Annotated in this window: 23 protein-coding genes; 11 read left to right on the top strand and 12 right to left on the bottom strand. The window is 40.0% G+C overall.

Translation table 11 applies throughout. The features are described 5' to 3' along the window. Window positions 1–135: 135 nt before the first annotated feature. From QZ738_RS13885 to QZ738_RS13870, 4 genes are all read left to right on the top strand, one after another. Window positions 136–528, top strand: coding sequence for a DUF1573 domain-containing protein (locus QZ738_RS13885; RefSeq protein ID WP_293788359.1), 393 nt, complete (start codon window positions 136–138; stop codon window positions 526–528). Between the two features lie 63 nt (window positions 529–591). Continuing rightward, window positions 592–1791, top strand: a complete 1200-nt coding sequence (locus QZ738_RS13880) for a pyridoxal phosphate-dependent aminotransferase (protein WP_293788358.1) — start codon at window positions 592–594, stop codon at window positions 1789–1791. A gap of 292 nt (window positions 1792–2083) precedes the next feature. Continuing rightward, window positions 2084–2215 carry a hypothetical protein gene (locus QZ738_RS13875; RefSeq protein ID WP_293788357.1) on the top strand — a complete coding sequence of 44 codons (132 nt, stop codon included), beginning with the start codon at window positions 2084–2086 and terminating at the stop codon, window positions 2213–2215. Window positions 2216–2438: 223 nt separating this feature from the next. Then, entirely contained in the window at window positions 2439–3590 is a 1152-nt protein-coding gene (locus QZ738_RS13870) for a hypothetical protein (RefSeq protein WP_293788356.1), read from the top strand. Here the strand turns inward: QZ738_RS13870 and QZ738_RS13865 are convergent. Beyond that, a complete protein-coding gene (locus tag QZ738_RS13865) occupies window positions 3587–3817 on the bottom strand; it encodes a hypothetical protein (RefSeq protein WP_293788355.1) in 231 nt (76 codons plus the stop codon). The genes QZ738_RS13870 and QZ738_RS13865 overlap by 4 nt on opposite strands. Window positions 3818–4138: 321 nt before the next feature. On the opposite strand from QZ738_RS13865, the gene QZ738_RS13860 reads away from it, so the two are divergent. The 3 genes from QZ738_RS13860 to QZ738_RS13850 all read left to right on the top strand — a co-directional run bounded on the left by QZ738_RS13860 (window position 4139) and on the right by QZ738_RS13850 (window position 5751). Then, window positions 4139–4729, top strand: a complete 591-nt coding sequence (locus tag QZ738_RS13860) for a hypothetical protein (RefSeq protein WP_293788354.1) — start codon at window positions 4139–4141, stop codon at window positions 4727–4729. 142 nt (window positions 4730–4871) lie between these two features. Next, the gene (locus QZ738_RS13855) at window positions 4872–5297 is read left to right on the top strand and encodes a MauE/DoxX family redox-associated membrane protein (RefSeq protein WP_293788353.1); all 426 of its coding nucleotides are present in this window, start codon (window positions 4872–4874) and stop codon (window positions 5295–5297) included. A 133-nt stretch (window positions 5298–5430) separates the two neighbouring features. Next, window positions 5431–5751, top strand: a complete 321-nt coding sequence (locus QZ738_RS13850; RefSeq protein ID WP_293788352.1) for a hypothetical protein — start codon at window positions 5431–5433, stop codon at window positions 5749–5751. A gap of 36 nt (window positions 5752–5787) precedes the next feature. On the opposite strand, the gene QZ738_RS13845 is transcribed toward QZ738_RS13850, so the two are convergent. Genes QZ738_RS13845 through QZ738_RS13835 form a run of 3 tightly spaced genes read right to left on the bottom strand, consistent with a single transcriptional unit; the run spans window position 5788 to window position 11602 of the window. Continuing rightward, a complete protein-coding gene (locus QZ738_RS13845) occupies window positions 5788–7143 on the bottom strand; it encodes a RagB/SusD family nutrient uptake outer membrane protein (RefSeq protein WP_293788351.1) in 1356 nt (451 codons plus the stop codon). 15 nt (window positions 7144–7158) lie between these two features. Continuing rightward, window positions 7159–10347, bottom strand: coding sequence for a SusC/RagA family TonB-linked outer membrane protein (locus QZ738_RS13840; protein ID WP_293788350.1), 3189 nt, complete (start codon window positions 10345–10347; stop codon window positions 7159–7161). A 1-nt stretch (window position 10348) separates the two neighbouring features. Then, window positions 10349–11602, bottom strand: a complete 1254-nt coding sequence (locus QZ738_RS13835; protein ID WP_293788349.1) for a TlpA disulfide reductase family protein — start codon at window positions 11600–11602, stop codon at window positions 10349–10351. Between the two features lie 1397 nt (window positions 11603–12999). Between QZ738_RS13835 and QZ738_RS13830 the strand changes: the two genes are divergently transcribed. Both QZ738_RS13830 and QZ738_RS13825 read left to right on the top strand, forming a co-directional pair. After that, a complete protein-coding gene (locus QZ738_RS13830; RefSeq protein ID WP_293788348.1) occupies window positions 13000–13257 on the top strand; it encodes a helix-turn-helix transcriptional regulator in 258 nt (85 codons plus the stop codon). 255 nt (window positions 13258–13512) lie between these two features. Next, the gene (locus QZ738_RS13825) at window positions 13513–13659 is read left to right on the top strand and encodes a hypothetical protein (protein ID WP_293788347.1); all 147 of its coding nucleotides are present in this window, start codon (window positions 13513–13515) and stop codon (window positions 13657–13659) included. Window positions 13660–14364: 705 nt separating this feature from the next. On the opposite strand, the gene QZ738_RS13820 is transcribed toward QZ738_RS13825, so the two are convergent. The 8 genes from QZ738_RS13820 to QZ738_RS13785 form a co-directional block, all read right to left on the bottom strand. After that, window positions 14365–15714, bottom strand: coding sequence for an alkaline phosphatase family protein (locus QZ738_RS13820; protein WP_293788346.1), 1350 nt, complete (start codon window positions 15712–15714; stop codon window positions 14365–14367). Between the two features lie 9 nt (window positions 15715–15723). Continuing rightward, a complete protein-coding gene (gene eboE, locus QZ738_RS13815; protein WP_293788345.1) occupies window positions 15724–16890 on the bottom strand; it encodes a metabolite traffic protein EboE in 1167 nt (388 codons plus the stop codon). A gap of 3 nt (window positions 16891–16893) precedes the next feature. Next, window positions 16894–18057: a 3-dehydroquinate synthase gene (locus QZ738_RS13810; RefSeq protein ID WP_293788344.1), complete on the bottom strand. Its 1164-nt coding sequence runs from the start codon at window positions 18055–18057 to the stop codon at window positions 16894–16896. A gap of 28 nt (window positions 18058–18085) precedes the next feature. Then, entirely contained in the window at window positions 18086–18970 is an 885-nt protein-coding gene (eboC, locus tag QZ738_RS13805; protein ID WP_293788343.1) for a UbiA-like protein EboC, read from the bottom strand. Between the two features lie 4 nt (window positions 18971–18974). Next, a complete protein-coding gene (locus tag QZ738_RS13800) occupies window positions 18975–19955 on the bottom strand; it encodes a TatD family hydrolase (RefSeq protein ID WP_293788342.1) in 981 nt (326 codons plus the stop codon). A gap of 22 nt (window positions 19956–19977) precedes the next feature. Beyond that, window positions 19978–20820 (bottom strand): EboA domain-containing protein, encoded by an 843-nt coding sequence (locus QZ738_RS13795; protein ID WP_293788341.1) that lies wholly within the window; start codon window positions 20818–20820, stop codon window positions 19978–19980. Window positions 20821–20856: 36 nt separating this feature from the next. After that, on the bottom strand, window positions 20857–21237 hold the full coding sequence (locus tag QZ738_RS13790; RefSeq protein WP_293788340.1) for a transmembrane 220 family protein: 381 nt from the start codon (window positions 21235–21237) through the stop codon (window positions 20857–20859). A 135-nt stretch (window positions 21238–21372) separates the two neighbouring features. Then, window positions 21373–22239, bottom strand: a complete 867-nt coding sequence (locus QZ738_RS13785) for a LysR family transcriptional regulator (RefSeq protein ID WP_293788339.1) — start codon at window positions 22237–22239, stop codon at window positions 21373–21375. A 72-nt stretch (window positions 22240–22311) separates the two neighbouring features. Here QZ738_RS13785 and QZ738_RS13780 point away from each other — a divergent pair, with 72 nt between their 5' ends. After that, window positions 22312–22851: a GNAT family N-acetyltransferase gene (locus QZ738_RS13780; RefSeq protein ID WP_293788338.1), complete on the top strand. Its 540-nt coding sequence runs from the start codon at window positions 22312–22314 to the stop codon at window positions 22849–22851. After that, window positions 22851–23750 carry a DMT family transporter gene (locus QZ738_RS13775; RefSeq protein WP_293788337.1) on the top strand — a complete coding sequence of 300 codons (900 nt, stop codon included), beginning with the start codon at window positions 22851–22853 and terminating at the stop codon, window positions 23748–23750. The genes QZ738_RS13780 and QZ738_RS13775 overlap by 1 nt, the downstream gene beginning before the upstream one ends. Window positions 23751–23799: the final 49 nt, after the last annotated feature.

Here is a 23799-nt window from a genome sequence, read left to right as displayed (position 1 = left end):
ATTAAAAGCTTGCCTTTATCCTCTATTGTAAAATTATATATCGATTTGCAAAATATACTTGGAATAGTTTTTGTTTTATGAAGAAAACATTAAATTTGTTTTAGAATTTAAAAAAATAAATTACAACCGCATAACATGAAAAAGATCTTAGTATTATTCGCTTTTGTTTTAGGTTTTGGGCTTGCAGTAAATGCACAAACCAAGCCTGCAGAGTTTAAATTTGAGTCGGAAACGCACGATTTTGGTAAAATTGTGTTGAACAAACCAGTAACATACGATTTCAAATATACCAATATTGGCGAGGCGCCGTTAATCATCACCAAAGCTGAAGCAAGCTGTGGCTGTACCGTACCTAAATATACTTCTACACCAATTAAAAAAGGTGAGACAGGTGTAATTTCTGTAACCTTTAATGCTGCTGCCGGCCCATCAACTTTTTCTAAAGCCGTAACCATTACTTCAAATGCTAAAACGCCAATTAAAGTGCTTTACATTAAAGGTGAAACAGTTGCCGCATCTTCCAAATAATTTTTTTAAACGATAATATTTAAAAAGTCCGGATTTTCATCCGGACTTTTTTATTTTTGTGCCATGCCAAAAATTTCACAAAAAGGTGTGCAGATGCCTGCATCACCAATCCGAAAGTTAACTCCATTTGCAGATCAAGCTAAAAAAGATGGTAAAAAAGTTTTCCATTTAAATATCGGTCAGCCAGATATAGAAACACCTGAAGGAATGTTAAACGCCATTAAAAACATTGATTTTAATGTTTGGGCCTACACCCCGTCTGAAGGTACACTTGCCTATCGTTTAAAACTTACCGAATATTATAATAAACTGGGCTATAACATTACACCAGAAAATATCCTGGTAACCGTTGGCGGTTCTGAGGCCATTACCATTGCTATGCAAACCTGCGTAAACGAAGGAGATGAAATCATCATTCCAGAGCCTTTTTACGCCAATTACAATGGCTTTGCCTGTATGAGCAATGTGGTAGTGAAACCGATCCTTTCGTACATTGAAAATGGTTTCGCGTTACCACCGATTGCAGAATTTGAAAAGTTGATTACTGAGAAAACCAAAGCGATTATTATTTGCAATCCCAATAATCCAACTGGTTATTTATATTCCAAAGAAGAATTAGAAGCTTTAAAAACACTCTGTGTCAAATACGATCTGTTTTTATTCTCTGACGAAGCTTATCGCGAATTCTGTTACGATGGAAGGGAATTTATTTCGCCAATGCATTTAGAGGGACTGGATGAAAATGTGGTGGTTATGGATACCGTTTCTAAACGTTATAGTGCCTGTGGTGCACGCTTAGGCTGTTTAATCACTAAAAACAACGAAGTTATAGCTTCAGGATTAAAATTTGCTCAGGCAAGATTAAGCCCGGGTATGGTTGAACAGATTGCCGGTGCAGCAGCTGTTGATACACCAGACAGTTATTTTGAGAAAGTAAATACCGAATATACTTTACGCAGAGATACTTTGGTAAACCGCTTAAATAATATTGATGGCGTTTTCTGTCCTAATCCGGGGGGGGCATTTTATGTAGTAGCCAAATTCCCGATTGATGATGCCGATAAATTCTGTCAGTGGATTTTAGAAGATTTTAACCATGAAAACCAAACGGTAATGATGGCACCTGCCACCGGCTTTTACTCTACTGCCGGTTCTGGTAAAAATGAAGTTCGTATGGCTTACGTATTAAATACAGATGATTTAAATACCGCTATGGACTGTTTAGAAATAGCCTTGAAGCAATATCCGGGAAGAGTAGATTAAAATATAATTGTTTAAACCGGTTAGTTGTTGGGCAGTAGTTCAAACAATTAATCGGTTTCAACAGTCAATATTTATACCTAAGTATTGGTTAATCTGGTAAGCTATAATATTATACCGAATCAATAAGCGGCATGCAGAGTTTTTGAGATTATGACTGCATTTAATATTGAAATCAATCACCACGATCAGGCCATAACGCTGGAGATTATTCCAAAAGACGATTATTTTAAAATCGTTTACTCCGGAGAGCTTTTTAGGAATTTTAAGAAAACAGGAATCTGACTGGATCTTAATGAAAGCAGAAGAAATCGATCCTGAAGAGTTAACTCCTGATTATAAACTCACCGGAAACGGTCATCACCTTTTCTTAGGCGTGGCCGAGATCAACCAGATCTCCGGCGCAATAGAAAACCATCTGCAATAATACATTAGCAGATAATCGTCTGAGCTAAAAAATCGGCAAGCCTTTTAATTCCTTCCCCTCCTGATTTAAATGCTGATCCAGCTGTTTAAAATCAATACAACGAATTTATAACAGCCAACAACCGTTAAAACTCAGTTTCACCACGCTAACGCTGAATTTCACCAAGTTAATTCGAAAGCTAAAAATAAAAAAGCTAGAATTAGGCAATTTGGCGATTAAGCAAATGACGTACGAAATTTTAAGCTTCAGGGAATTAATATTAGATGCGGTTATAAATGAAGCGTCAGATCAATGCCCTTTTAAGAAGCCAAAAGAAGAAATTTTAAAAGAAAGTAAACGGATAGTCAGTTCCATTCTATATCATACTATGCAGGTTGAGCCCGATAGATCAAAGGCATACGTCAGGCAACATCAAAGAGGACTGATGCAGTTAATAAATGAATTAGAAACTGTAATAACTGAGGGTGAGTTTTATGCTGATCAAAAACACAGAAATGAGGAGATTAATAGCATAGTCAACCTACTCAACCAAATGGTTTCAGACCTCCAGCAACATTTACCTTATTATTTTGACTTTGATTGCCCAATTTCAGCAATTAGTCAGCAACAACTCATTTCAGATATTGCAGAAAATTCCTGCCAAATCCAGAAAAGACTTGAAGAATTGCATTCGGACACTCAAACCATTATCCTGTTTAAGCAGATCTTCAAACATCTGAATAACTATCAAGGGCGTTTTACTTTTGAACAGGCTAAGTATCTGTACGACTTTTTTGATTCACTCAAAACTGCGTTAAATACATTTGTTCCAGCTTTGGATTTCTCAGATATCGTACTCCTACTTGTATCATTGAATTTTAATCATCCGTCTTTTTATCACTCATGCTGCAGCCACCTTAATGATGAGCTTCAGAACTGCGAAAATATTAGCGAGCAATACAGATTAATCCATTTCTTTAAAAAACTGATTGGACAGGTTTTTAAAACCATCAGCACACCATACAATAGAAATTTGCCAGATATTAATGAAGCTATCTTGAGGTACATCGAAAGCGAAATAAGCTATCTCCGATCAATAGATACCATAGCCGAAGACCTGAGTCGCGGCGGGATTTTAGAAAACAATTTTAAAGTAACCTTTACCGTTAGGCAGCTTGCACTCTTTATCAATCTACAGGTTGAGGCGGGCATTATCATAACAAACAGTCCGAAGGCATTACATCAATACGTTACGAAACATTATAGTACTGCTGAAAAAGAGGTGATATCGGAAAAAAGTTTCAAAAATGCATACTATGGGCATTTAGATAAAGATATTCAAAAGGTAATCGAAAAAATTGCGACCATGTTAAGCATTGCCCAGCTCAAATGCTAACCAAGCAGGTTCAATAATTCTTTTCTGTATAAGAAATCTACAAATTCCAGATACCAGTGTTCTGAATAATCCTCCAGTGTAGATAACTCTTTTTGTTTAATTCCGATAATATCCTGAAGGGTAAAAAAACCCATTAATTTACTTCTAAGCTTAAAATTTTCGGATAGTGGAAGTTCTGCGATGGGCAGATTAAGAAGAAAATAATTTGACTGGTAGGAACTATCCATAAAAAGCGTGGGTTAACCTGATATCCGCTTTAGAGGCACCGCAAAATGCCCAGACACAAGATAAACAGGCACCCACGCATGGCGTAGGCAACCGTCTATTTTTCCTGTGTCTTTTTGAAGTTTTGCGGTTTTCTAAAACAGTAAAATAGCTATTGCTAATAATATCAATATGTAAATTAATTTTTATTTCATGGCTCAAATATAACAGATCTGCGCCTTTTATTTTCTTAAATCAAAAAAATAAAGGGGTTGCCGGGGGTTGCTGCAACAGCAACTTGACAAACTTTAAAATATGCATTTCTTTACCTTAAAAAACGGGTTATGGAAAAAGAACAATATCTCTCTAAATTATCTTCCTATCATAAACTTTCCATCGGCTTCCGCGCCTACCTTAGCTATTCGATGTGCCAAACCGATTTTAGGAAAATGGAAAAAATCGCATTCAATAATATAGTAATCGGCCATTTTTGTTACCTGGCTAAAGGCAGTGGAAGAATATATATTTATGACATTGAAAATGAGCAGGAGATTACCGTTATGTTCTTCCAATCACAAGATATGCTGCCAGATTTTAAATCCATCTCTAAGTATATGCAAGGGCAGCTTTTTATACAATTTTTAGAAGACTCAGCTGTCTTAAGCATCCCCACAAAACACAGAGATAACATACACAAACTCTTCCGCGAATCTGCCAATTTGAATGATGAAATTAATGCGAAAATACTGGCAAAATTGATCATGATCATGATTGGCTTAAAAACGCAAAATGCTAACCAAAGGCTAAGTCAACTTCTTGAATCTTTTCCGACAATTTTTAGCCAGACTGCAGTCAAAGATGTGGCATCATACCTAGGTATTCATAGCAGTACCTTAAGTGCAATGAGAAACACAAATAAAAAGCATATCCCATAAATTAAGTATTCCATCGTAAAATTTTACCGTTATAACCCATGTAGCCGTCATCTATTCTTTTCAATATCTATGTTTTTCCCATGTATATGTGACATGATTTAGCAGGTAAAGCTCCAATTTCGAAATAACAAATAAATCGGATATGAAGACATCGATAGTAAAGGTTATTTCAGCAGCATTCATTTTACTCTGGGTATATACCGCAGGCAGCAAATTGGCTGACTTTCAGGCTTACAAACAGGAAATGAGTCTGCAAGTTTTCAGTCCGGGTGTAACACTTGTGCTATTATATGCAATACCACTTTTGGAAATACTTACTGCAATATTGCTATTGGTTAAAAGAACAAATAAGGCAGGCATGATTTTGTCTCTCTTACTCATGCTGGTTTTTACGGGATATATTATACTCATCATTTCAGGATATTTTCCCAAAAAACCATGCAGTTGTGGTGGCATCATTAAAGCCATGGGCTGGAAAGCTCACCTTATTTTCAATATTTTTTTTATTAGCGCCTCAATTCTTTCCCTATTTATTACACTAAAGCCGGAGGTACGTGACAAAGATTAAAAGCTCTACAATGGCCCTGGCCAAGCCAACAGATTAAAAAACTACAAGCTGTATTGATGGCCAAGAAAAACAAACAGCAGGGCTAGCTGCTTAAGCCCTATTTGATAAGCAAGAAATATCAAACTAAAAAAACATGTTAAAAAAAATCAACTTAGGCCTTGTAGCCCTCGTATTGGGGTTCGGCCTTATCGCAACACAAAGTGCTTTCACTACTACCAGAGCAACTACTTTCTGGGCTTACCAACCAAATCCAGACAATAATTTGAGAGATTACACAAAGTACATGCATACCTCGGAGCCTTCGGCGCAATGCACTGAAGATAATGAGCCATTGCCATGTGTTATCGAAGTTCCGGAAACAGTTACCACGCAATCAGACCTTCAAGCTTTTTTGGCTGGAAAAACCGACAATGAGATTCTTCAATTATCGGCTCAACGTACACCAGAACAGTAATTAGAAAATTAGTGGGGAAATTTTCCCCACTAATTTTTATCTTGGATTTTGCTCAATACCACTTATTGCAATCACATCTTGCGGAATTTCAAGGGCATACCTCTTATCATTGGGTTTAAGTTCGTAGTTAATTCCGTTGGCGGTTCTTCTCAACGTAATGTTCGCGCCCTCAAGATTAAACCGCTTTAAATCAGTCCAGCGTAAACCTCTCATTACCAACTCCTTTCTCCGCTCTTTTAAAATCAAACTTAAAATATCCGGTGAATTGACCGTATAAGGAATGTAAGTACCACTTTTGAAACGTTTGATCAATAGCGTATTCAGATCATCTACCGAAGCTTGAAAATTTCCCAAACGCGCATTACATTCTGCGCGTATAAGGTATTGCTCATCAACCGTAATACCCGGAAATGCACCTTGTCCTGCCCTGTAACTTCCCCTCCAGCCAAAGGTTCCATTATTGTTATTCTTAAAATAGAGGACTTTCCTCAGGTCGTTAGCTGCATATTGGTTGATCAAATCTGGAATAATCTTTGCCCTTGAATTATTTAAAATCTGCGGAATAGAAGCAGCAGATTCGTAAATAACCTCGGCATTGAACCTGGCAAAAGGAAATGTCGGCGTAGTGCTGATCTGGTTATAATCCAATAAAACAGCTTTAATCTTAAGACACGAATCTGCATATAGCGCGGCTTTTCCATAATCTCTCATGCTTAAATAAACACGGGCAAGTAATCCGTAAGATGCCTGCCTACCAGGGCGAAGCGGATGTACCGATACATTTGGCAGCAAGCGTTTGGCTTCAAAAAGATCAGCAAGAACATAATTATAGCCCTTGGCTACGGATGATCTGACTGAAGTTTTATTAAAATCAGTAGATTCTCTTATTACCGGGCCTAAATCGGCACTTGCTGTATTGCTATTATAACCTACAGACCAAAGTTGTAACACATTGTAGTAAGCACGTGCGCGATTAAAATATGCCTGCCCTTTTATATTATCATATTGGGCAGCATTTGACGAAGTCCGCTCGATTTTCTCCAGATTCTCCAAAATGGTATTAGCGGTATAGACTAATGTATATAGGTACTGCCAATCATTTGGAAAGTTTGCACTGGTAAATAAATTGTCCTTTTCCCATGTATATAACCTTCTGTTTTGCTCATTTGACAAACTGTTCAAGTCTGCATCAGTCACAAAATAATCATCAGCACTAACCTCAGCCGCGCCCGGATCTACCGCGTTGTTTAAATTTTCGTTATTCAGCAGCGCCTGCAGATCGTCAAGCCTTTCTGGTACGGCCAACTTCATATCAGATTTTTCATCCAAAAACTTTTTACAGCCAGGTAATGACATCGTCAGCACAATAGCTACTAGATATAATTTTTTCATATAATTCATTTAAGATTAAAAGCTCGTCCGAAGGCCAACTGAAAATGTTTTGGGAGGTACCAAACCAGCTAGACCAATTTCATAGTCAGGATCTAAACCCTGTTTATTTGCCGCCCATATTAGGCCCAAATTCGAAACGGTAGCATAAACTGTAAAACTTCTAAATACCTTCGACTGAATTTTTGGGCTGTAACCCACATTGATATACTGCAAGCGGATATGATCGCCTTTTGTGATCAGCACCTCAGAACCCCGGTAAAAATTATCCCTGGCACTAACTGTCGGATATATTTGCGAAGGTACATCCGTGTTAAGTTCATCGCCTGGCTGTTTCCAGCGCAAGCTATAGTCAGCATGCCCCAATCCTGAAATATTTAAATTAGCATACTGAATGGAATTTCTCCTGAAAAAATAATCAAGCTTAAAGCTAAAGTGAACATTAAGTTCGAGGTTACCATAATGAAAACCGTTGCCTAAGCCACCAAATATCCTGGGCACAGCAGAACCATAATAAACCATGTCCGAAAGCTGTGTTCCCTGCCCGGTAATTAAATTATAATCCTTACTGGTGTTGCCATTGAGGTATCCTATGGGATCGCCGTTGGCAGGATCCAAGCCGCCCCACTTGTAACCATACATCGAGTAAACCGGACTTCCAATTACGCCAGAGATTGAAGGTCCCCCTGCAATGCCTAAAAAGTTGCTTCCCTGGTAATTTGTCAATAAATATTTATCAATCCTATCCCGGTAACCACTTATATTAAAACTGCTTTTCCAGACCAACCGGCCTTCCGTATTGATGGAGTTAAGCTGAATCTCCCAGCCGTTCCCGCTCATCTCGGCCACGTTTTTAATAATAGATTGGCCTACACCACCAGAATAATCCAGACTCGCAAAACCAAATAAATCTTTTCCCTTTTTATGAAAATACTCCAGGGAACCAGACAAGCGGTCTTTCCACATCGAGAAATCCACACCCAGATTTGTCATTGAGGATGTTTCCCATTGTAAGGAAGGATTAGAGTAGGTATTGAATCTGGCATATGGCAGTCCGGTATTGGAAGAGTTTCCTACATAAACAATAGTTGATACTGCAGTCATAGCTGGATCAATGTTACCGGTAAGCCCATAAGTTGCCCTGATCTTAAGCGAACTGAAAAGGTCTTTGTTAAAAAAATGCTCATTTGACAGGTTCCATAGTAACCCTGCTGACCAAAGTAAATTCCATTTATCATTGGTGTTAACCCCAAAAAGATTGGAGGCATCCCTTCTGCCGCTCAGGGTAACGGTATATCTGGATTTATAGGAATAAGATAAATTGGAAAAAACGGAAACGAATCGCGTATCTGTAGATATGATTCCGTTTCTGTCTGGTATAAATGAATTGTTTCCGGTAACAAGTGAGGGATATGCAGTCGTATAGTCAACCACGCCCGCAGAAATAATATCATCCCTGAAACCATACAACCTGGAAGACAATCCGTTAACCGACGACGCCCTTGTTTCTGCACCGATAAATCCTGCTATCACATGTACTGGTGTACTTAGGCCATAGTTTAGCTGCCCGCGCAGATTATGAACCTGTAAAGAGTTGAAAGAATTATCCAGAATTCCTCCCTTCGGTATCTTATAACTTAAAACATTGTTTGCATATTGAGCGAAATCATTAACCAAGTTACGGGCAAAATAACTTTGCTCATCGCTAAGCACCGGATTTTTCCGTTCCTGGTTTTCATATTGGTATTTTAACGTAACAGAAAACCCATAAGGTAATTTTTGCATTAAAGCGGCATCAAGAAGCAGGTCTCCTACCTTGATCTGGTTGTTAACATGCTGGTAATCCGTTAAAGGATAATATCTCCAATCACCCAAAAGGCCACCTGCCAATCCACTCAGATAAGATGCACGCCTTTCCTTTGGAATGGCAAGGGCGTTGCCACTGGCATCCGCAAATTCTGCATAAGGATAAAGATTGCCAGAAATGGAAGCGATACTGCCATAATCTGGCTTTCCTGTGCGCGCAGTACTATTGGTATAATAAAATCCGGTGCTAACCTCCAGGCTTTTATAGGGCTTGTAAGTCATGCTCATTTTTGAATTGAACTTCCTGAAAACAGCATCTGTTACCGATCTGTTGTCATCAATGGCAACAGACGAGTACCATTTAAACGATTCCTGCCCACCGGAGATATTAACAGAAGCCTGATTATTTAATCCGGCTGAATAAAAATACTGCTTATACTGGTCCCTTACATCCAGCGACTTTAACCTGTCAATCTCTGCCTGCGCGTCATCATTCGATACTGTTCCGTTCTTTTTTTTCAGCAATAGTTCTACAATGGGGCTTAAGGCTGGCTGTTGAGCATTATTGACTTGCGATTGATAAAAACCTTTTGAAAAAAGAAAGATTTCGTTATCAATATAATCAGCCGAAGTGATCTGCTTTAACCTGGAAAAGTCAGGGCTTTGAACGACACTGGTATTGATATTTGCATCGATCTTGACTTTCGAATTAAACCGCCCGTTTTTGGATGTGATAACCACCACTCCATTTCCAGCACGCGCGCCCCATATACTCGAAGCAGCTGCATCTTTCAAAATGGTGATACTTTCCACATCGTTGGGATTTATATTGTTGATGTCGCCCTCGTAAGGAAAATTATCCAGTACAATCAGTGGCGCTTTCGGCCCCTGTATCGAACTTAATCCGCGGATCATCAGCCTTCCACCGCTGTTGGTAGACCGGTCAACGATCAGCCCTGATGAAACTGCCTCTAATCTGGAGATAATGTTAGGCCCAACCTGTTGCGACAATAGTTTATTGTCTAAATTGGTAAATGAGCCTGTAGAGCGTTCCTTCGGCAAGGTCTGGTAACCTGTATGCACCTGTACCTCGTCCAGCAACCTTACTGTAGGCTGTAAGTAAATGATCAGATCAGCCTTTAAGGGCAGATTTAGTTTCACTAAAGTTTTTTCATAACCCATGTGGCCTACTTCAATGGTGTACGCCCCGGTATATTTCGGAATCAAAACCTTCCCTGCACTATCACTAAGTAAGGTTTTGTTAATTGTTGTAAATTTTAGGACCACCCCTTCCAAAGGAGTTTTCGCTTCTGCATTAAAAACCTTTATGCCGGCTAATTTCTCCTGGGCAGTTGTGCTCAATGCAATGAGGAAAGCAGTTAAAAATAAGATGTATCTCATATTAATTTGTTTTATCGGTTTTACTGACTACAAGCATTTCCAGTTTCTGACGACCGGCTACCAGCCATAAACCGTATGGGTTTAGCAATGCATTTAACGCTGCAATATCTTTCACTTCTGAAAGTTCCATATCAATCATAAAACTGAGCTGGGTATCGTTCAAAACCGGATATTTAACAAAGGCACAATCTTGAATATTATTTATCAGGTGGGTTATGGGTTGGTTGATAAATGTCGATCCTTTATGAAAACCCAGATTAGCTGGCCGTCCACCCTTTGTTTTCAGCTGGCGGGTAGCCTTTGATGGTAAATACTTTAATTTATACACCGCGGTGTTGATTACTTTTACTGAGGCCGAAAATCCCGAATTTTCGTTCAGGTACTTCATCGTCAGTTTTTTTAACGAAGCAGATTTTTCCTTTGGCACCCATAAGTCTACAGTCCAAAGATTTTCAGGATCTAAAGATGGATTATTAAAACCATCTGTATCCTCGAAATCAAGTTTAAAACGCTGATCCGAGAACCAACTGAATTCTCCCCTTGCCAGCACACTGTATATCCACCGTAGCGGATGATTGAAAATGATCATTCCAGTATTTGCCCCGTTTGAGCGAAACATTGAGCTCGAAATACCTGGTATTCTGCCTTTAATTAACAGGTTAAACGATTGCATGCCCTCCGGATTCCGGTTCATCATTAAAACCGTATTTGGATAAATGTAATTTAAGGGGGATACACTTAAATTTCCAGATAGGGCTGCCTTAATATTTGCTTCCGATAGTGCATCTCCCTCGGTGGTATTTCTTACTATTCCCTGGCTATCGATCCAAACCAAATGAGGAATCTTATTGTGTAGAAAGAGTCGGTTTAACTCTTTATCATTTACAATTGAAGTAAAATCCCTGCCAATGGGATTTCTTTCTGAAGAATAAAAAGTGGAAACCTGTTTCTCGTTATCCGTCGTTACGCTTACGATATTGATCTCCTTCCGGAAAAGCCTGGAAAGCCTTTCTTGTTCTGGCATCCCTTTAATACATGGAATACAGAAAGTAGCCCAAAAATCAATAATCAACGGTTTACCTTTAAATTGCTGCATATCCTTCTGCACGACCTTGCCATCCACCATGAAATTTCTGGGGTTGGTCCAAAAAGCATCTGGCACCCGATCACCCAAATTTAAGGCCATTGGTGGCCCCTGGGCATATAAAAAAACTGAAAAAACAAGCATCATGCCTGTCGCAATAAATACTTTCATAAAATTGAGTTAATTAGCCTGAATCGGAATTTCAAAAGGCTTTAGGCAGTTTTAAAAACTGCGCTAAAGCTTGCCGTACCTGTTTTGCGGATCAGGAGTACCGGCATCAGATAATTTGTTAATCCGCTTAACATTTTAAGGATAAAAATGCTACACCGAAATCTTTGCTAATGGTTTTGTAATGGTTAGTTGATATTTAAATAAGAAAGTCCTGCCAGCAGATTCAATTCCAAAAAGAGAATGTTTGCAAAATGTAATAGCAAAACCACCCTTTTCGTCTGGTTTAAACTTTCGTGCATGCGGCAATCAGGCAGAAACCACCTAATTTTTCTTATGCGCTCCACATTGATCAGTTTTATAAAAAACAAATGGAATGTTTTCATCGCTTAAATTGCAACCTTTAGGATCATGCCCGGTTGTAAACCTGAATGATGTATCAGTAAAAGAACAACAATCAAAACTCCTTCGCTCAGCCGTCTCATCATGATGCCTGACCCTCATATTAACGGATTTCAAATTTTCATTTTGTTCAAAAGCATACCAAATCACTAGCGGACTGTACAACAAAGCCCAGCAAAAGAAAAAAAGAGGCAAATAAGCATTATTGAATCTCATTTTTTGATGACGTGACGGGGTTGGTTTGAACTTAAAAATTAGTGTTATTAAGAAATCTGTCTGGCGGAAAAAGCAGTGTTAAGCGAAAAATTTAGACATAACAATCCCATTGCAGCGCAAGCCACTTATTTTTTATAAGATATCCCGTTAGCACAGAAGCACTACCGGCGTATCAAATAATCTCTGCAAAGCGGAATAAGGCAGGCCATCATCATTAAAAAACCTAAATTTTCATTAACCTTCAAGGCTAGCCTGCCTTATCAAAAGATCATTCCGGGTTTTTAGGTTTCAAGGCATAAAGCCTATCGAATGGACAACTGGACAGAGACTGGTATAGAAATATTTGAAAAAGGCGGGAAAATAAAATGGCACAATAACATGCACTTACTTTGGTAAGTATCTGCTCAATTATGCTATCTGTTTTTTGCCTGCCCATAACATTATGTTATGAGTCTTGCCGGAGAGAAGAAAAGTGGGCTTCCCAAACCATAACCTCATAATGTTTCTCACGCCTTACGTTGAAATGGAATTACAGCAGAAGCCCACTCTTATTTTAGAAAAGCTAAAGATAGCAATTCCGCTATAAGAAATGGGATAAAATCTGCTGTCTTGCTCCAACGGCGTGAGATTTGAGGTTGCAAGACTCTTAATTTTACCTTTTAGTAGTCTATTTTTTTTGTTACGTAAACCTAAATAAAAAAAAGACAAATGTCAAGTAATTGCATGACATTTTTAAATAAAATATAAAAGACATTGCCAATTGTATTTTTATCAGCAATGAAATGATCAGTGAGAAAGAAAAAATAATTCTGAAAAGCTTTGGCGAGCATTTAAAATCCTTAAAAGAGAAACAGGAACTTTCTTATCGCGAATTTTACAAAAGAAGTGGGGTTAACACCGGAGATATCATTAAATATGAAAACGGAGAAACCAGCCCCAATTTCATTACCATTATGAGACTGGCCATCGGTTTAAAAGTGCACCCAACGGTACTTCTTGATTTTGATTTTGGAGTAGATTTCAGTGCCGGACTGGAATAATATGTGCAACGGAAAGTTATGCCGGCTTTAATGGCAACATGAAGGTTGATACTCTTATTAATGTAATCAAACCGACCACCATATTCTATACAAGCTTGTTCCGCCCCCTGATAATCGGAATACGAAACAGCAGGCCGACCAGCTGAACCATTTTTACCTACATAACTAGAGATGTTGCTATAAACAGCAACAATTAATAGAGATTTCCGGTAGCGTTTTGGGGTCCATTACCGTATAAGCCATAAATTAAACGTTATGAGAAAAATATTACTTCTTTTAGCAGTTGCAGTTATCATTAGTTCTTCGTGCAAAAAAACAGCGAATGATGGCCAGGGCGAAGTTTATGTAAAATGGAAACTGACCGAAACCCTGTTTGATATCGGTAATGGACAGGGTAAGTAAACAAAAGTTATCGATGCAGCCAAGTACCTTAGACTGGAAAAAACAGGAAATCAAGCTGGTAAATTTGAGGGAGATGACTTTCCAGAGTTATTTTCATTTAGGATTTTAGACAGTGTAAAAATGGAGGTTTACAGCAAAACCCACAAAACGCCAACGATCTTCAGATACCGTGTCTCCGCAAAATTACTGGAACTTAATCCGCCCTGTATTGAGGGATGTGGGTATAAATTTGTAAGGAAATAATAAATTTGAGGTCAGGGGTTAAAAAAGTACAAGTATACACATTGTCAGTCTGTCCAAAGGACTTCTACGGAAAGCCAGTCGAAGATCTTTACTAATCGAAAACACCAAAATATCTGTCATTTGAAATACTACCAATTACAGATTCCAAAATCAGCGTCATCTAGAGCGAAGCAAAGCGTAGTAGTGAGATCTTTGGACCAAGTTAAAGATTCAGCTTTGCTGAGCCTTTGGGTTCTCCGCTGCGGAAATGATACCCATTGGATATCTGTCTTCAAACTTTCAATGTATTTGAAAAATTCTAACCTTTCAATCCGCAAACCCAATAACTGTCGTCCTTGCGAGGAGGAACGACCAAGCAATCTTTCACGAAAGCAATCCTTAATATAAAGTTTGTCTGTTTGCTGCAGGCCAGGCTTCGTCGGCTGAAAAAGCCTTCCCGCAATCACGATTTTTTGTGATTTTTTAAACAGTTAAACTATCCCAAATTACCTGATAAACATCTGGCGCCTGCAATTTTTTATCAATTGCTTTTGAAGTAACCAGGACAGGCTTATATTGATCAGCTATATTAATGCCACCATGCGATCCTTTAACCAAAGTAGCATCAAGCGGAATTACATCCATTACGTACCGGAAGCCTGCCTTTTTTCTCAGGAGCTTATACCCTGCCCTTAATTTTGAGGTCATAAACATTTCTACCGGATCGTATCCGGGTTTTTTGTGGATATCCACCACCCTGGCATAATCCGGTGCCTTGGCATCATCTAACCAAAAATAATAGGTGAACCAGCTGTTTTCTTTCGCAACCAGTACGAGATCGCCCGAACGTTTATGGTTAATATGGTATTGTTCCTGCGCTGTTTTATCAAGTATCAAATCAATTCCAGCTACATTTTTCAGTAGCGCTTTTACCTGTTCAGTTACATTTTTATCGTTGATATAAACATGTGCCACCTGATGGTCGGCCACTACGAAGGCTTTCGATGCCCCCGCATCAAGCAATTCTAATCCTCTTTCTTCACGGATCTGGATCAAGCCGTTTTCTCTGAACAAACGGTTCAAATGAATGGGCTGATTTACCGGTGCAATGCCATATTCAGAAAGTAAGATGATGCGCGCACCCTTGCTTTCATAAAAATGCACGAGTTCTTCTACCACCTGATCAATTTCTTTCAGCTCGGCACTCACTTGATCCAGCTCAGGGCCAAACTTTTGCAAACAATAATCTAAATGGGGCAAATAGATTAAGGTAAGTGTTGGATGATGCAGTTTCTCGGTTTCCATCGAGGCATCTGCAATCCATCTTGTGGATTTGATATTTGCACCTGGTCCCCAGAACTGGAACAAAGGAAACTGCCCCAGCTTGGCCTGCAAATAGTCGCGGAGTTCGGCCGGTTGTGAATAACAATCAGGCAGTTTACGTCCATCGGCAAGGTAGTTAGGCCGCGGTGTTACCGAAAAATCAACTGTAGAATACATATTGTACCACCAGAACATATTGGCACAGGTAAAATTCGGGTCTTCTTTTTTAGCCAGATCCCATATTTTATCAGCATTAACCAGTTTGTTAGACTGTTTCCAGAATTTGATTTCGGCATCCTCATGGTCATACCAGCCATTACCCACAATACCGTTTTCTGAAGGGAATTTGCCCGTCAGATAACTTGATTGCACAGCCGTGGTAACCGCTGGCAACAAAGGTTCAATAGTGGTGAGGTGGCGCTCAGCGATGTATTTCTGGAGAAAAGGGGTATGTTTTCCTATTACAGAGGTGGATAGGGCTACGATATCGATAACAACGGTTTTATGCATATGCTTAAGTTATAATAATTTTTTTACCCAGGCCAGTTCTCTGATGATAGAGTCGTTAAGGGGTGCTTTTAAAGCAGCTGGTAAAACCTCCCAGGTATAGGTTTCCACTTCTAAATGATTGGTAAAGGGATTAGTTTTCTGAAGGTTCAACACCGCAGTAATATCCGATTGTGTGGATTGGATCAGGCCCATGTCCTCTACAAAAATAGGCACATGGAAATGCGCCCGCCATTCTTCAACTTCAGGGTTTTTACCTTCTGCCAGTGCTTCTTTAAGGTCAGGATAACGAATTAAACCACCATCGTTTTTTTTGGCGATTACCTGATGAAGATAAACGGGTTCATCAAATCGGGCAAGCTGATCCAATACCGCGCCTCTTTCTGCGTCAGAAGACGGCAATTTAGCTTTCAGCGCCGCACTGATCTGGATTTTCCCGATTTTAATGCCTTTTTGCCGCAGTTCGTTGATCATGTCGGTGTGTGGTTCGTAACCGATGGCGAAATGGCACACATCATAACATAAACAAATGTGTTTTTTAATTAGACCTTCATCATTTGAGGCGGGTAAAAGTACATTTTCATACCAATCGATAAATTCAGGCCCTGATTCCAGAAAACCATCCGGTTCAGGTTCAATATCCAAATGGATGACCTTGCCACTTTGGCTGCAGAGCTGATGTATGTTTTCCGCTACCTTTATAATATTAGCCGTTGCAATAGCAGTGGCGTTTTTTCTGCCTTCTGAATCGTTAAACCAGGGTTTATAGCTCAGTGGCGAAGTTGAAATGCCACCCTCCATATCATCAGGAAGCAGTTTCGAGAGGATTTCAGCCAAACGGAGCGTATATTCAACCCGCTCTACCGTTGTCCAATCGGGCGCATGTACCTGATCTTTCACCCTGGTATGGTGAAAGCCGCCATATGGAAATCCGTTCATGGTAAAAACGTAACCACCTTCCTTTGCAAGCCATTGCTTAAATGTTTGAAGATGATTTTGCTGCAGTAACTCGATGCTGGCCAGGTTAGAAAGACGTAAACCGATACCCATTGGGGCATCTGGCGATAATTCTGCCTTTAGTATTGGAAAACTAGACTTTAACACGTCAAAATGTGCCATCCAGTTCTCCCCGGCATAAATATTGGTACAGAAGGTTAAATGACCCGAATTTAGTTTCATCGCTTAATGTTGGATAGTAGCCACCTGTTGATTTAAAATTTCTGCGGCCTGTTTTAAAATTTCAGCATCAATTTCATGAACTTCCTCACCACTGCCCAGGCCGGTAAGCAAAGTAATGGTAAGCTGGCCGCCAAGGTGCTCGCGGAATTCTTCCAGGCCATCCAGAATCGGACTATTCCCTTCAGTAACCTGCAATAGCGGGTGCGTGAGCTCAAAGCCAAGCTGCTGAATCAGATTGATCACCCGTTGTGCATCTTCAGCACTGATCCTGCCCGATAAATGGGAATAGACGGTATCTAAAGCAATTCCCATGGCCACAGCTTCCCCGTGTCGCACTTCAAAATTGGTGAGGTATTCTAATTTATGCGCACTCCAGTGGCCAAAATCCAGGGGCCGTGCAGAACCATTTTCGAATGGATCGGCACTTCTGATATGTTCTATATGCAGTTTCGCACATTTCCAGATCTGGTAGTTCATGGCTGTGGTATCGCGGTTTGCAAGTGCAACAGCATTTGCTTCCAGCCATTCAAAAAATCCGGCATCTTTAATCAGTGCCACCTTAACCGCTTCGGCAATACCCGAACGCCAATCGCGGTCGGATAAGGTGCTTAGCAATACTTCATCATTAAAAACGGCCACAGGTGGTGAAAAAGTACCCAAAAAGTTCTTTTTATTAAAATAATTGATTCCGTTCTTAACGCCAACACCTGAGTCGTTCTGCGAAAGTACCGTACTCGGAATCCGGATATGTTTGATACCACGGTGCGCAACGGTTGCTGCATAACCAACCATATCAAGCACCGCTCCGCCACCAATTGCGGCAACAAAAGAATGTCTGTCTATGCCATGAATATTTATGGCTTCCAACACCTGATCAAAATATTTGGTGTTATTCTTTACCTGTTCTCCACCCGGGATGACCAGAATATCCTGAACCAGTTGGGTTTTATTGTGTTTTAAAAAATAAGCTTTAATTTCTTCAATAAGTTTTCCATGTGCATTGGCTACGCCTTCATCAATCACAAATAGAATTTTCTTTACAGCAAGAGCCGGATTTAAGTTAACCAAAAAGCTGTTCAGCAATTCGTTGTCAGGTAAAAAAAGCGATGAAGTGAAGAAAATATTATATTGATATTGTACGGTAAAGGATTGATGTAAATGTTCCATAACAATTGTTAAAGTGGTGTTTAACGGTTTAAGTAACCGCGAATAATTTAGAAAGCCATAAAGATAATGGCAATAAAGCTGCTATGATAAAAGCCAGAATCAAAGCATCGAAAGTTACCGCCCAGGCGGCATCCATCAAGATAAGCGAAATGACGCCGGCTTTTACGGCCCCTCCGATATTTTTTCCGATAGGCTCTTTTATCGCTTTTAAAAGTGGCCTGAAAATCATAAAGGCAAAAGGAAACAAAAATAGAAGTGACCAGGCCAACCTATCGTTTATAAAAGCAAAGTAAGCAATAGCCAAAATTACAACAGCATATAGAAAAGCGGCCAGATATAAGTTTTTGGCATGACCACCATGAACTTCGCCACGACTGGTCATCGTAATGGAGAAAATATAAATTACCGGGATAAAGGCCAGATAATAATGATTCCAAAGCATTTCCGGTACCATACTTACTCCCAACAACAGGTTAAATCCGCGGCAGAGCCCCATATTCAACGGACCGAAAAAGGAATGATGTTTCCCAAATTTATTATAAAGCAAAGCAAAAACAGCCACCAGGAGCGCCAGTAATCCCGAGGTAAGGCTATTTAAGCAGGCTAGAGCGATTCCGGCAATCAGCAAGATAGCGCCTAACAGGGTTGCATGCCGTAAACTGATCATACCACTTGGAATAGCCCTTTCCGGACGTTCTATTTTATCGAGATCGGCATCAAAAACGTCGTTAAAAACGATTCCTCCACCGTATAAACAAGCGGTTGATGCTGCCAGTAATACAATAGATACCCAGGGAATAGAAGAGCCATTGCTTAGTACACCGGAAATGGCAATCCCCGCCAGTATATCGGCTACTGAGGTTACGATATTGGCCGGGCGCATCATGCGCAGATAGACAACTATTTTTTTCAATACTTTAACTTATAATAATAGAAGATTTGTCTGTTCTCGGTTGCTGTCCGCCACGTAAAATCGTGTTACCTTCAAATTTCTCGGTAAGGTCTATCGTTGCGTTAAAGTCAGCTTCATCAAGCTGTCCGCTTTGTGCAAAAGCTTTAATGGCGTTCCCATAGGTAACCAATTCAATATCCTGATTGCTTAACCCATGCATTTTCATCAGTGCGGCGGTTTTTGGCACCGCCAACGGATCGCTAATACCCCAATCGGCAGCAGAATTTACCATAATACGCTCCGAACCGTATTGTTTTACAATTTCTACCATACGCTCGTTGCCCATTTTGGTAAACGGATAAATGGTAAAAGCTGCCCAAAAACCTCTATCCAATACCTCTTTTACCGTTTCTTCATTATTGTGATCGATAATCACACTATAAGGATCGAGTCCATGTTCCAAAGCAATATCCATACTCCGCTGGGTACCTTTTTTCTTGTCGCGGTGTGGGGTATGTACCTGTACAGGCAAACCTGCTTCTTTAGCAAGCTCCAGCTGTAAACGGTAGTATTTCTCCTCCGCAGCGGTCTGGTCGTCGAAACCGATCTCGCCAACGCCAACTACGCCTTCCTTATAAACAAACAAAGGCAGGATTTCCATTACCTGTTCGGCCAGGCTTTCGTTATTGGCCTCTCTTGAATTAAGGCCAATGGTGCAATAATGTTTAATACCAAATTGTGAAGAACGGAACCGCTCCCAACCAATCAGGCTGCTGTAGTAATCCCTGAAACTATCCAGTCCGGTACGAGGCTGCCCGAGCCAAAATGCGGGCTCTATCAAAGCAACTACGCCGGCATCGGCCATCGCCTGGTAATCGTCTGTTGTCCTCGAAGTCATGTGTACATGCGGGTCGAAAAACTTCATGCCCTTTACCGCACTGATATCGAAAGCTTCGGGCGCCCCCATCAAGGCTTTATCTCTTGCTATTGAACTGCTACAACACATATTTTGATCTTATTTTTTTAGGTTAAAATGAATTCCAGTTTAAGCTTCCATCTGCCAGAGCCAATTTAAGTTCCGGAAAAGTATTGATATAATCTTTTGCAGGTTGGTAATCAGACTGCGAAATGGCCAAGGCAATGGCCCGTTGCTCTACCTGGTTGTAATGCTGCAAACCGGTTTTAAGGGTTTCAAAAATTTCGGCATTGATAAATTTACCCACCAGTCGCCACAACTGCGGATGTACTTCCCTACCCGCAGCCCAGCGTTCATGAGCATAATCTACCAGGGTTAAAGCAAGCTTCAGATTGGCGCGGTGATCCAAACCCACAATCAGGTTGATATCTTTATCTGTAAAAAAAGCTTTTAGCACCAGCTGGTTCCATGCAGCTTCGTCCAGGTTTGCTGCCGCATAAGGATTGTTTTCCATAATGGCTTCCAGCACGGAACCAATATTGCTCCTGATTCCTTCGGCACAGCGCTTTATCCAAATTTCGGGATAAGGCAAAAACGGAAGCGCTGAATATAAAGCTACCGCTTCGTTCACCTCCGCCGACAAAAATAACCGGTTAATGGCCGCAGATAAAAGTTCTTTATCATTCATCTTCAAACCGGCCAACAACCATACGCGACTCAACCGATCAACTGTCCAGCTACGAATATAGCCAAACCCCGCTGTATCCAGCACCTCTTGTTGGTCATCAGAAATTGCAACGGGTAATTTACCTGTTTTACGGGGCAGCATGACGAACACCCTGGCTAATAGTGCCGATTGATCTGTAGTTTGTATAAAATCATCCAGCCATTTTTGGGCTTCTACACTGATATTATTTTTAACAACAGCTCCTATGATTTCGTTTATGGCCTTCATATGCTCATCTCTCCTAAATAAATATCAAAATGGCTATTATGCGGTTAGCCCCGCAGAAACAAAATAATTGATCAACAGTGCGCCGGCAATAATCAACAGACCGAAAAATTCGCGTGTCTGCTCGATATAAGGTTTGGTAGCCTGCATGCTCTGCACCAGGCTCTCACGCCTGTACTTGGTGATCCAGTCGCGCACGCCATCTTTTGCAAAGAAAAGAATAACCGCATAAATTAAATAAAAAGCGGTTAAAAACAGGTAAGCAAAAGGATAATATTTACCAGCTGCCGCCAATCCGCAGCATATTGCAGCACTTAAATAAATAGACACCCATAAGAAGGCGTCGTTATCGTTAAGGTTTACATAAGCAAAGCCCAAAAAGGAGATACAGAAAATAATGTTAAGAATAATTAAAAGCATTTTAGTTATTTGGTTTAAAATAATTTAATCGGTTTCCGATTTTCATTTAAAAACAAAGTTATTTAAACTGAAGGCTTTTTTTGCCTGTAAAATGTAAATTATATACTGCGATAAAATATTTTTTTGATTAAGTTTCTATTCCTCAAAAACAAGTTTCAAAATATTGGCCAGTACAGGATTGTGATCATCGGCCCGCCAATTGATCCATAAATCCGTTTTAAATGGTAGCGGGATAAAGCGCAAGCCAGGACTTTGATGGTGCATATAAGAATCGGGTAAAATGGCTATGCCCAGGCCTTTTCTCACCAGTGCAATAATGGTTGAACCAAACTCAGAGTGTAAAAACACATCCGGAGCAAAATCGTAAAATTTGAAAAGCGCCTGGATGATCTCACTATAACTGCTTCCCTCATCTTTTGTGGGCAGTATAAATTTCTGCTTTTTCAGACTTTCGGCAGATAGGTCTTCAAACACTTTAAAAGAGTGTTCGAGTGGAACCACCAAGGCAAGGTGATCGGAATATATTTTTTTTGCCCTGATCCCCGGTTCGTTGTTGATATCTCTCGTGATGGCCAGGTCAATCTTATAGTTTTTCAGAAAATCCAGTTGATTTTCATATAAAACCTGCACCAACTTAATTTGGAGCTGGGGAAGTGCCTGCGTAATCTTCGCCAGCATATCGGGCATGAGCGAAGCGGATATGGAATCAGGGTGCGCAATAGTCATAGTTCCACGTTCACCTAAATGGAGCTGTTTAGCAAATTGATGGATATATTCCAGTTCATTTAATTCGATTTCCCACTTTTCTTTCAGGAATTTACCTGCCGGGGTAAGTTTCACATTACGCTTATTACGCTCAAAAAGCTGTAAACCCAGCTCATTTTCAAGCGACTGGATCTGGCGGCTAAGTGCCGACTGCGTGATGCTCACCTTCTCTGCGGTTTTCCAATAATGAAGCTGCTCTGCAAGGGCTAAAAAATATTTGATTCGTTGGATATCCATTAATGCAAAATATGCATTAATAAATGAAATAATAACATTTTAAATCATTTAACAACTCATTACATTCGTGCCATGAAGATCAGTATTGAAAAGGTAACCACAAACGACATACAAAAGTTACAAACAATTGGAAGACAGACATTTTTTGAAACGTTTGCCAATGTAAATACAGCGGAAAATATGAGGGACTACCTGGAAAACAGTTTCTCAGCAGAAAAACTAAGGACAGAACTTAATAATAGGGAATCAAAGTTTTATTTTGCATTAGTAGATGGGCATATAGTGGCTTATTTAAAGATCAATTTTGGCGAAGCACAAACCGAAGCAATAGAAGATGCGATCGAAATTGAACGGATTTATGTTTTGATGGCATTTCATGGTAAAAGAGTAGCGCAAACCCTTTATCAAAAAGCCATTGATATTGCTCACGAACTACAGGTTTCCTGCATATGGCTTGGGGTATGGGAAGAAAACCACCGGGCATTAAGGTTTTATGAAAAAAACGGTTTTAAAGCTTTCGGTAAGCATGCGTTCTGGCTCGGCAACGATCAACAAACCGATCTGTTAATGAAAAAAGAATTGGCTCATCCAAACGAATTAAATACATTATAATGGAAAAAAGAACACTTTTTCTGATTTTACTGATTTTGGGTACCGCTTTCTGGGGCATTTCTTTTTCGGTTACCAAACTCGCCATTGGCCACGGTCAGCCATTGTTGTTTTTATGCTATCGTTTCCTCCTGGCCACCGTGGTTTTATCGGTAATTTTCTTGAAATACGTAAAAAAACTTAATGTAACCGTAATAAAAACCGGTGCAAGCCTGGCAGTATCACTTGTATTGGGCATTTACCTTCAAACCCTGGGCATTACCCATACTTCAGCATCACAATGCTCCTTTGTAGCCGGGATAACCGTGGTGATCATTCCTTTAATGAAACTCATCATTTACCGAAAAACTGCACCGCTGAAAATATGGATTGCGGCCTGCGTAGCACTTATCGGCCTTTTCGTTATATCGGTTACCAGCAAATTAAGTATTGGCATAGGCGATCTATACACCATTATCGGTGCCTTTTGCTTTGCCATATATTTAATTCAGGTTGAAAAGAAATCGAAAGAAGGTGATATTGTACCAACAATTGTCCCCATGTTCGCCACCTGCGCCATACTTACCTTTTTACTGGCCTTCTTTCAAAAAGACACGGTCTGGATTCCTGAAACGCAAACCTTTTGGTTCGGTATTATTTTCTGTGCATTATTTTCGACCGCATATATGTATACCATATCAAACATCGCTCAAAAGTACATTAGCGCCGAAAGGGTATCAATCATTTATCTTTTTGAACCGGTTTTTGGTGCCTTCGCAGCACATTTTATCCTGGGTGAAGCCATTACCTCCCGTTTATTGATCGGCGGAGGATTGATTTTTACAGCCACGCTGATTTCGGAACTTAAATGGAGAATGCCTGCCTTAATGGCTCTGGCAAACCTATCCAAACAGAAAAAGTGATAAGCCAATATTTGATGCCGGATAAATGATCAATATCTTAGTACGATGG

Origin of the sequence: uncultured Pedobacter sp. (assembly GCF_913776295.1) — a bacterium.
GTDB lineage: Bacteria > Bacteroidota > Bacteroidia > Sphingobacteriales > Sphingobacteriaceae > Pedobacter.
Note: the sequence above shows the minus strand (reverse complement) of the source record. Positions and strands in the feature narration are given on the sequence as shown.